The organism is Bacteroides sp. AF39-16AC, from assembly GCF_003602735.1.
Lineage (GTDB): Bacteria > Bacteroidota > Bacteroidia > Bacteroidales > Bacteroidaceae > Bacteroides > Bacteroides uniformis.
Genome location: NZ_QTLN01000034.1, coordinates 25,687 through 34,660, shown reverse-complemented (window position 1 = coordinate 34,660; position 8,974 = coordinate 25,687). Strand labels below are relative to the sequence as shown.

At 45.8% G+C, this 8,974-nt stretch carries 12 protein-coding genes and 1 pseudogene; 10 read left to right on the top strand and 3 right to left on the bottom strand.

Annotated elements, in window-relative coordinates:
* Positions 1 to 145: 145 nt before the first annotated feature.
* A pseudogene (locus DW039_RS21380) lies at positions 146 to 325 on the bottom strand (tyrosine-type recombinase/integrase); the annotation flags it as partial.
* On the opposite strand from DW039_RS21380, the gene DW039_RS21375 reads away from it, so the two are divergent.
* The 5 genes from DW039_RS21375 to DW039_RS21010 all read left to right on the top strand — a co-directional run bounded on the left by DW039_RS21375 (position 258) and on the right by DW039_RS21010 (position 3,657).
* Positions 258 to 437, top strand: a complete 180-nt coding sequence (locus DW039_RS21375; protein ID WP_243635051.1) for a hypothetical protein — start codon at positions 258 to 260, stop codon at positions 435 to 437. The pseudogene DW039_RS21380 and the gene DW039_RS21375 overlap by 68 nt on opposite strands.
* Before the next feature lie 167 nt (positions 438 to 604).
* Positions 605 to 1,834 (top strand): site-specific integrase, encoded by a 1,230-nt coding sequence (locus DW039_RS19100; RefSeq protein WP_120382250.1) that lies wholly within the window; start codon positions 605 to 607, stop codon positions 1,832 to 1,834.
* A 13-nt stretch (positions 1,835 to 1,847) separates the two neighbouring features.
* The gene (locus DW039_RS19095; protein ID WP_120382249.1) at positions 1,848 to 3,068 is read left to right on the top strand and encodes a site-specific integrase; all 1,221 of its coding nucleotides are present in this window, start codon (positions 1,848 to 1,850) and stop codon (positions 3,066 to 3,068) included.
* A gap of 21 nt (positions 3,069 to 3,089) precedes the next feature.
* Positions 3,090 to 3,464, top strand: coding sequence for a hypothetical protein (locus DW039_RS19090; protein ID WP_120382248.1), 375 nt, complete (start codon positions 3,090 to 3,092; stop codon positions 3,462 to 3,464).
* Positions 3,433 to 3,657, top strand: coding sequence for a hypothetical protein (locus DW039_RS21010; protein WP_165853122.1), 225 nt, complete (start codon positions 3,433 to 3,435; stop codon positions 3,655 to 3,657). Before DW039_RS19090 ends, DW039_RS21010 begins: the two co-directional genes overlap by 32 nt.
* Before the next feature lie 161 nt (positions 3,658 to 3,818).
* Here DW039_RS21010 and DW039_RS19080 read toward each other — a convergent pair whose 3' ends face one another.
* Together DW039_RS19080 and DW039_RS19075 are read right to left on the bottom strand one after the other, a co-directional pair.
* Entirely contained in the window at positions 3,819 to 4,124 is a 306-nt protein-coding gene (locus DW039_RS19080; RefSeq protein ID WP_120382246.1) for a helix-turn-helix domain-containing protein, read from the bottom strand.
* A 53-nt stretch (positions 4,125 to 4,177) separates the two neighbouring features.
* Positions 4,178 to 4,489: a helix-turn-helix domain-containing protein gene (locus tag DW039_RS19075; RefSeq protein ID WP_120382251.1), complete on the bottom strand. Its 312-nt coding sequence runs from the start codon at positions 4,487 to 4,489 to the stop codon at positions 4,178 to 4,180.
* Between the two features lie 416 nt (positions 4,490 to 4,905).
* Here DW039_RS19075 and DW039_RS19070 point away from each other — a divergent pair, with 416 nt between their 5' ends.
* The 5 genes from DW039_RS19070 to DW039_RS19050 all read left to right on the top strand — a co-directional run bounded on the left by DW039_RS19070 (position 4,906) and on the right by DW039_RS19050 (position 8,808).
* Positions 4,906 to 5,424 carry a DUF3408 domain-containing protein gene (locus DW039_RS19070; RefSeq protein WP_120382245.1) on the top strand — a complete coding sequence of 173 codons (519 nt, stop codon included), beginning with the start codon at positions 4,906 to 4,908 and terminating at the stop codon, positions 5,422 to 5,424.
* Between the two features lie 208 nt (positions 5,425 to 5,632).
* Positions 5,633 to 6,022 (top strand): plasmid mobilization relaxosome protein MobC, encoded by a 390-nt coding sequence (mobC, locus tag DW039_RS19065; RefSeq protein WP_118696446.1) that lies wholly within the window; start codon positions 5,633 to 5,635, stop codon positions 6,020 to 6,022.
* Positions 6,019 to 6,942, top strand: a complete 924-nt coding sequence (locus DW039_RS19060) for a relaxase/mobilization nuclease domain-containing protein (RefSeq protein ID WP_118696447.1) — start codon at positions 6,019 to 6,021, stop codon at positions 6,940 to 6,942. Before mobC ends, DW039_RS19060 begins: the two co-directional genes overlap by 4 nt.
* 2 nt (positions 6,943 to 6,944) lie before the next feature.
* Positions 6,945 to 7,598, top strand: coding sequence for a hypothetical protein (locus DW039_RS19055; protein WP_120382244.1), 654 nt, complete (start codon positions 6,945 to 6,947; stop codon positions 7,596 to 7,598).
* A 1-nt stretch (position 7,599) separates the two neighbouring features.
* Positions 7,600 to 8,808: a site-specific integrase gene (locus DW039_RS19050; protein ID WP_120382243.1), complete on the top strand. Its 1,209-nt coding sequence runs from the start codon at positions 7,600 to 7,602 to the stop codon at positions 8,806 to 8,808.
* Positions 8,809 to 8,974 lie beyond the last annotated feature (166 nt).

The following is an 8,974-nucleotide window of genomic DNA, read 5'->3' as shown; positions in this document are numbered from 1 at the left end:
GTGGGGCACTTTTTAAATGTTGTTCCGGGTCCCTTTTCAAGTGTTAGCTACATAGTAGAAACAAAGATATATTTTTCCGGCTAAACAAAGACAAAAAAAGAAAGAAAGTACGGTAACTGTGATATAACCATACTTTCTTTTTAAATCAGTCCGTCAAATTCGGTATCAAACTTATAGCTTCTTCTTTTTTCTGATCGACAATCTTCGCATAAATTTGAGTTGTGGCAATATTTTTATGTCCTAACAATTTGCTAACTGTGTACAAGTCAGCCCCCAATGTAAGCATCATGGTAGCATGGGTATGCCGGGCAACATGGAAAGTGATAGGCTACGCAAGGAAAAGCAGACAGGTGAAGATTAAACGTAAATCGTTTGAAATGAGCATGGTTTCAGTATTTTGCCAAGTGGAGAAAAAGCAAGTGACAGCGGAATATTGAGGTTGTTCAGTTACCAAACCGTTAGCCGGGCAGTTACCGGAACGGGAACAGGTAACGGAAAGCAACGAAAAGAAATCCTCACCGTTTTGTTTGCACTCATACACAGTATTTTGCACATCAAGGAACGCTTATATGGCAAGTAACTTTGCACTAAAAAATATAAGCGTATGAAAGTAGAAAAATTCAAGGTGTTGCTCTACCTCAAAAAGAGCGGACTGGACAAGTCGGGCAAGGCTCCGATAATGGGAAGAATTACGGTAAACCGTACGATGGCGCAGTTCGGATGCAAGCTGTCCTGCACTCCCGAATTGTGGAATCCCCGTGAAAGCCGTCTGAACGGCAAGAGCCGCGAGGCGGTGGAGACCAATGCCAAGATTGACAAGTTGCTGTTGGCGGTAAACATGGCATTCGACAATCTTGTGGAGCGCAAGATTGATTTTGATGCCACCGATGTGAAAGACCTTTTTCAAGGCAGCATGGAAACGCAGATGACCCTCATGAAAATGACCGATGCCGTCTGTGATGGCCTCAAGTCGCGTATCGGCATAGACCGTGCCAAAGGGACTTATCCCGGCTATCACTATATGCGGCTGGCACTCGGAGAGTTCATAAAGCATCAGTACAAGGTCAAGGATTTGGCTTTCGGTCAACTGACGGAACAGTTCATCCACGATTATCAGGCATTTGTCACTGAAGAAAAGGGATACGCGATAGATACCGTTCGCCATTACCTTGCCATACTGAAGAAGATTTGCCGTCTTGCTTACAAGAACGGATATTCCGAGAAATGTCATTTCCAGCATTTCGCCCTGCCCAAACAATCGGAAAGAGCCCCACGGGCATTAAGCCGGGAATCGTTTGAGAAAATCCGTGATGTGGAAATACCTTCGTATCGAAAGACTCACATATTGGCACGTGACTTATTCCTGTTCGCCTGTTATACGGGTGTTTCATATGCCGATGTAGTTTCCATCACAGACGAGAATTTGTACACGGACGATAGCGGGGCATTGTGGCTGAAATATCGCAGGAAGAAGAACGAGCATAGGGCAAGTGTGAAACTCCTTCCCGAAGCGTTAGCCATACTTGAGAAATACAGAGACGAAACACGGGACACACTCTTCCCGATAATTTACCATCCGAACATGAAACGGCACATGAAAGCGTTGGCGGCATTAGCTGGCATCAAGGATGACTTGTGCTACCATCAGGCGCGCCATAGTTTTGCCTCGCTGATTACGCTTGAAGCAGGTGTGCCGATTGAGACCATCAGCCGAATGTTGGGGCATTCCGACATTTCCACCACTCAGGTGTACGCCCGTGTCAGTCCGAAAAAACTCTTTGAGGACATGGACAAGTTCATCAAAGCGACCGAGGATTTCAAACTTACCCTTTAATACAGCAAACGATATGCGAAGTACATTTTCACTATTGCCCTATATCAACCGCAGCAAGGTAAAGGCTGACGGTACGACTGCCGTTCTCTGCCGCATAACCATTGACGGAAAGCAAACGGCCATAAGCACAGGTATCTATTGCCGCCCCGAAGATTGGAACGGTAAGAAGAACGAGATAAAGTCCGCAAGGGAAAACAACCGCTTACAGGAATATGTCCGGCTCATTTCAGAAGCATATGAGGAAATACTGAAATCGCAAGGCGTGGTCAGTGCGGAGATGTTGAAGAACCACATCACCCAAAACAACATTCATCCAACTACCCTTCTACAAATGGGAGAATGGGAACGGGAGCGGCTGAAGAAGCACTCCGAGGAAATAGACTCAACCTCTTCTTACCGAAGTTCAATGTATTACCAGAAGTATCTGACTGATTATATTGTGTCATCGGGTAAAAAGGACATCAATTTTGAAGATATTACAGAGGACTTCGGAAAGTCCTACAAGGCATATCTGAAAAAATGCAAGAACTTCGGGGCATCCCAAACCAATCATTGCCTGCGGTGGCTGAACCGTCTGTTATACTTGGCTGTCGATAAAGAAATCATCCGAGTGAATCCCTGCGAGGAGTTGGAATATGAAACCAAACCGGAGGCAAGACACAAGTATATCAGCCGCGATGAGTTCAAGAAGATACTTTCCACCCCGATGTATGACAAGAGGCTGGAATTGGCGAGACGGGCTTTTATATTTTCCTGCCTGACGGGATTGGCGTATGTGGATATACAGTTGTTGCATCCACACCACATCGGGATGAACGCAGAGGGCAGGCGGTATATTCGTATCAACCGCAAGAAGACAAAGGTGGAGGCGTTCATTCCCCTGCATCCCATAGCGGAACAGATATTGTCGCTGTACAACACGACCAATGACGAACAGCCCGTGTTTCCGCTTCCCAACCGTGATGCCCTGTGGTTTGAAATTCATGAGTTGGGCGTAATCATCGGGAAAGAGGATAACTTGTCCTACCATCAAAGTCGTCACAGTTTCGGAACGTTCCTGATTTCAGCGGATATACCGATAGAGAGTATCGCCAAGATGATGGGACATTCCAATATCCGAACGACACAGGGCTATGCACGTATAACCGATGATAAAATCTCAAAAGATATGGACAAGCTGATGGAACGCCGGAAGAAACAATCTACCGGCGAAAAGACAAATAACAGAAACTAATCAACAACAATTCAGTGTATTATGGATAGAGGAATTATAACAATCAGTGAAACGGGTATGGTCACTATGCCGACCGCATCCGTATGGATGACCCAATTTGAGATTGCCGACTTATTTGGAGTATTCTCTTGTGACATCCGTAAAGCGATTCATACGATATATAGGAATAAGGAGTTGAACGAATGTAATACGATGAGGTATGTCAAGCAATCGGACGGCATCAGTTATGACGTTTATAACCTTGAAATGGTTATAGCCGTTGCATTTAGGATATGCAGTAAAGAAAGTGCATTGTTCAGACGGTTTGTAATAAATGGAATCAGCGCCATCAAGAAAGGGAATCCAATAACATTGTTTGTATCCTGTGGCAGAGGCCATAACCGATGGTATAGTTGAAGTTCATCCCGCCAGCTACCTGTTCCCGATGCACGGATGCAAAGGTAGCGCATGGTTTGATGGCAGCGGCAAGGTCGGGCGGCAAAGCCGTTTCGGGCAGAATCTTCCTCCTGCGGAGCGTATTCAGCCCGAAAACCTTGCCTCTGCCAACCATACGCTCGAAAGGCATCCGGCAACGGAAACAAGCGACTGACGGGAAATCTGATGAAAAATTAGGGACGGTTTACAAGTGAAGCGGAATTTGAATGCTTCACCCGTAAACCGTCCCTTTTTCTTTTTGCTGTAAGTCCATTGCTGCCGCAAATTATAGGGCAGACGGCAAACTGCACTCCTTCAAGAAAATCAGATAGCCAATCAAGTAGCCCTCTGTCGGTAGGCGGAGCGGTAGCCGTCATTCAGCATCCGTTCGATGTCGGATTCACGGTAGAGGATTTTACCGCCCAACTGGATATAGGCTATACGCCCTTCGTTGCGGTAGTCTTGAAGCGTCCTTCTGCTTACCTTCAATCGTGCCGATACCTCCTTGTCTGTAAAGAAACGCTCTCCGCCCAATGTCGGGCGGTAGTTGGCGGTCAGACGCTCGTAGTTGTCCAGCAGACGGTCAAGGCTGCCCATGAAGTGGATTATCCACTCGTTGTCTTTGTTAATCAATTCGTTCATATTACTTTGGATTTAGTGGGTACTGTTATTCTACTTTGTCTATTGTATCAGGTTTATATTGTCCGTCCCTTGAACTTCGCTTCTTTCCGTCTGTCCTCTACAACAGAAACGATACGCTGCACATCTTCGGGACGGTAATACGTCTTGTGGTTTATCTGCGAGTAGGCAAGCGTGCCGTTGTCCCGCAGGGTCTGCAACGTGCGCGGACTGATGTTCAGCATCCGGCACACGTCCTGATTGTCCATCCACTCGCTCATTTTCTTTTCGCCGTGCCGCTGGCAGATGGCTTCCATACGGTGGACGAAACGGTCGAACTTGGTGACCATCGCCTCAAAGGTCTTTCTTTCGATTGATACGATTTCCATATACATTATTTTTTACTGTTATTGTTTCTTTTGCCGCAAAGGAATAGATAATTCGTTATCCGACAATGGATTTTCCAAAAGTGGCAGCATGTGGCACCGGTATGGCAGAGGTTGTCCGGGGTACTATTTTTTTGTTAGCACCTTAATTGGGGATTTTTGCAAGAATGCCAAGAATAAAATAAGGGCTTAATTCAAATTCGCTCTTAAAATCATCTTTGTCCTCCCTCTGATTCATATCCGGCAAATCGGAGAAGTTCGCACCATTATTCATACCGCTATAATGCAAAACTACACAAAATTGCCTAACAGAATCCAAGTCCTTGACTGACTGCGATAAAGCCTCTTACTTTGCTCCCGACAAACGGTCAACTATGCGCATACAGACCAACAAGTATTCACTTTAACAAGAAACGAAAATGAGTAAGAAATTCAGAAACATCGAGAACGATGAAGCGTTCAAGAACTTCAAGCTGGAAGACTATATGCCTTCCATGCCCGAACACAAATCGGAAGAGGTATCTTCCGCAGTAGAACAAGAGCCTGTTGCAGAAACGGGCAATCTCTTTCCGGTATTGGATGAGCCGGAACTGGACACGTCCGCAACACAGGCGGAAGTGTCGGACACTCGCATACACGAACAGGAGATAAGTGTGGAAGATACAGACGACAATCCAGTGGAACGGACTATCGCCAGACGCATCAGCAGCAAACAGCGCAGGCTGTCATTGGACGAATACCGCACCACCTATCTGCAAGTGCCCAAGATTGCCGACCGCAAGCCCGTGTTCGTCAGTGGAGAGGTACGTGACAGGCTGGACGAGATTGTCCGTCGTCTCGGAGGCAGAGGCATGAGTGCGTCAGGGCTTATCGAGAACCTCGCCCGTCAGCATCTGGCATCCTACGAGAATGACATTGACCAATGGCGTAAATTGTAGGAATTAAGACAAGACCGACCGGGTGTCTTTAGGGTATCTTTCAGAGATGCTCTAAATCACTTGTAACGAAGTTTGGAGGGGCAAGTTTATGTTTCGGGCAGACCGAAACCACTTGCCCCGCTTCAAACCTCGCAGGGAAGGCACATCCCGTTGGTCTATCTTATATACAATTATTACAATCAGTGATTAAACTAAAGAACAAATATTTATGGACAACGAAAAAAGAAAGAACAATGTAAAGGAGAACGGACGGGCACGAACCAACAAGGGCGGTCGTCCCGTCAAAGGAGCTACCGAGAAACTGAAATACCGTATCACGGTGAAGATGGCAACGGAGGACTATTATCTGTTGAAATCCAAAGCAAAGTCGGCAGGCGTTTCAGCCAGCGAGTTCATTCGTGGTTGCATTACAAAGGGTGGTGTGAAGGAACGGCTCTCGAAAGAGCATGGCGACCTTATCCGCAAACTATGTGGCATGGCAAACAATCTGAATCAACTGGCACGGAAGGCGAATGCCGAGGGCTATGCCTCCGTGTTTGTTACTTGCCGCACACTGATGATAGAGATAGACAATCTTGTAAACCGGATACGCCTATGATAGCAAAAATCATGAAAGGCTCGGACTTCAAGGGTGTGGTTTACTACATACTGAACGATGAGAAAGGTACTCAAATCATAGATTCAGATGGCTTGTTTCTGGAAAATAACGACACAATAGCACAAGGATTTATCGGTCAGGCACAGATGAATCCGAAGGTGGCAAAGGCTGTCGGGCATATCGCATTGAGTTTCTCAAAGGAAGATACACCACGGCTGAACAATGCGGTCATGGCACAGATTGCCCGGGAATATATGGAACGGATGGATATCAAGGATACGCAGTACATCATCGGACGGCACTTTGACAAAGAGCATCCGCATCTTCATATCGCGTTCAACCGCATCGACAATAATGGCAAGACCATATCCGACAGGAACGACCGATTCCGCAGTGAACGTATCTGTAAGGAACTTACCAAGAAGTACGGGCTGCATTTCGCCAATGGCAAGGAACAGGTGAAGATTGACCGACTGCGTGAGCCGGATAAGACAAGATATGAGTTGTACCAAATCCTGAAAACAGAGGTCGGCAGATGCAAAGGCTGGAACATCCTGCTTGAAAGATTGGAACAACAAGGTGTAGATGTGCAGTTCAAATACAAGGGACAGACGGATGAAATCCAAGGCATCGTCTTTACGATGAACGGCTACCGTTTCAATGGTTCCAAGGTGGACAGGCAATTCAGTTACTCCAAGATTGATGCGGCATTGAGCCGTAACAATTACGAGGAACGGCAGATGCAACCTCAACCGCAAACTAATCGGGAAGAGATAAGCCCGACTTCAAGTGTCGGTGGCGAATTAATCAATGGCTCATTAGGCTTGTTCTCTCCAAGCAATATGCCGGAGGAACAACAGCCATACGACCCATATCTGAGAAATAAGAAAAAGAAGAAACAACGTAAAATCAATTGGTAATTATGGCAGACAACAATGTATTCATCCTCTTTGAGGAAATCAAGACCGCCTTAAAAGGCATAAACGGAAAGTTGGAAGAGTTGCTCAACGTGGCAGGGCAACACCCCCAAATAGAGAATCATAAACCGGATTTATCTCCAATTAAGGAGGCTGTTATGGAAACGACAAAGGCTCAATCTGGAGAAATTAAGGGCATGTTGGATAAGCACTGGAAGGTTTACGCACAGCTTTCCACCTTAATACTGCAACAACTTGATACAATTAAGAAGTCGCAGAGCGAACAACACGAACAAGGTGTACCACAAGAGCTACAAGCGCAGGAACATATCCATCGGCATAGTTTTGACATCAAGTCAAGCAAGGTCTTGTCTTTCGTTGTGGGGTTGGGTGCAGTATGTGCCTTATCCCTGTGGGGCAATGTTGCGCAATGGCAATCCAAAAGGCAGTATGTCGATGATGCGTTGAAGTTCCGTGTCATCCGCTCATGGGGCGGATGTGATGCCAATGATGTACTTTGGCTGAACAAGGTGTTCGACATCCACCGAGATGAGAAAGCCATCGAATGGGTGCGGAAGCAGGCAAATGGATATGAAACATCCCTAAAAGCGGCTTCCGACAGTCTGATGCAGGAAAGTATCAAATCAAAATCTGATTGATATGGCATCGGTAAAGGTCAAGTTTCGTCCCTCTACCGTGAACGGCAGGGAGGGTACACTCTACTATCAGGTCATCCACAACCGTGTGGTCAGACAGATAAACACTGAGTACAAACTTTTCGCTTCGGAATGGGACTGCCATTCCGAAACGGTTGTCTTGTATCATCTATCTACTGAACAGGAGCGGAACAACTATCTGCTTTCAATCGGTTCACGCATCAAGTGGGACAAGGACAGGCTGAATAAGATTATACATGCGTTATCCCAATCCGACACATTTGTAACGGATGATATAGTCATGCGCTTTCACGACAACAGGCAAGAACTATTGTTTAACGCTTACTTCAGCCAGCAAATAGCGAGGCTGAAACGCTTGGGGAAGATACGCACCTCGGAAACCTACACAGCTGCCCTCAGGAGTTTCAGCGGCTTTATGAATGACAAGGAGGTCTTGTTAGACCAGCTTAACGCAGATTTGTTTGCTGAGTACGAGGCTTATTTGAAAGGCAGGGGAAATACGCCCAATACCATATCCTTTTATATGCGCATTCTGAAAGCGGTCTATAACCGTGCGGTGGAGGATGGATTGGCCAAACAACGGAATCCGTTCAAATCCGTTTATACGGGAGTAGAGAAAACCATTAAGCGAGCCTTGTCGCTTAATGACATCAGGCGTATTAAAGGACTTGACTTGTCATTGAAACCCAACCTTGATTATGCCCGTGATATGTTCTTGTTCTGTTTCTACACCAGAGGAATGTCGTTCATTGATATGGCTTATCTAAGAAAGAAAGACTTGCAGAATGGCACACTTTCCTATCGCAGACGTAAGACGGGGCAACAACTGTTTATCAAATGGGAAAAGTGTATGCAGGAAATTCTTGACAAATATCCGATAAACAAAACAGAGTACCTGCTACCCATTATCACCAAACGAAACGAGGATTATCGGAAGCAATATGCCAACGAACTTCACCGGGTAAACCATTTGCTGAAGAAAATCGGGAAGCAGTTAGACTTGCCGATACCCTTGACAATGTATGTCGGACGGCATTCATGGGCAAGCGTCGCCAAAAGCCGTAATGTACCCATCTCTGTCATCAGCGAGGGCATGGGACATGATTCCGAGAACACTACGCAGATTTATCTCGCATCGTTGGATACCGCTGTAGTGGATAAAGCCAATAAGAAAATACTGGATTTGCTGTGAAGCCGTGAATGTTTAGCAAATCTATCCAACGCTTGCAAAGAGACGGATATTATAATGCAAAATTACGCAAAATAATGATTTTTAAGTCATAAAACGCTGAAAATCTTCACTTATTGCTATGCTTTTGTTTTGCAAGAAGTATCAGATGTTTTGCGAATACATTTAC

Coding starts and splice junctions, on each gene's coding strand:
- DW039_RS19080 (WP_120382246.1), bottom strand. CDS start 4,124: ATGAACGAATTGATTAACAAAGACAACGAGTGGATAATCCACTTCATG.
- DW039_RS19100 (WP_120382250.1), top strand. CDS start 605: ATGAAAGTAGAAAAATTCAAGGTGTTGCTCTACCTCAAAAAGAGCGGA.
- DW039_RS19050 (WP_120382243.1), top strand. CDS start 7,600: ATGGCATCGGTAAAGGTCAAGTTTCGTCCCTCTACCGTGAACGGCAGG.
- DW039_RS19095 (WP_120382249.1), top strand. CDS start 1,848: ATGCGAAGTACATTTTCACTATTGCCCTATATCAACCGCAGCAAGGTA.
- DW039_RS19070 (WP_120382245.1), top strand. CDS start 4,906: ATGAGTAAGAAATTCAGAAACATCGAGAACGATGAAGCGTTCAAGAAC.
- mobC (WP_118696446.1), top strand. CDS start 5,633: ATGGACAACGAAAAAAGAAAGAACAATGTAAAGGAGAACGGACGGGCA.
- DW039_RS19060 (WP_118696447.1), top strand. CDS start 6,019: ATGATAGCAAAAATCATGAAAGGCTCGGACTTCAAGGGTGTGGTTTAC.
- DW039_RS19075 (WP_120382251.1), bottom strand. CDS start 4,489: ATGGAAATCGTATCAATCGAAAGAAAGACCTTTGAGGCGATGGTCACC.
- DW039_RS19090 (WP_120382248.1), top strand. CDS start 3,090: ATGGATAGAGGAATTATAACAATCAGTGAAACGGGTATGGTCACTATG.
- DW039_RS19055 (WP_120382244.1), top strand. CDS start 6,945: ATGGCAGACAACAATGTATTCATCCTCTTTGAGGAAATCAAGACCGCC.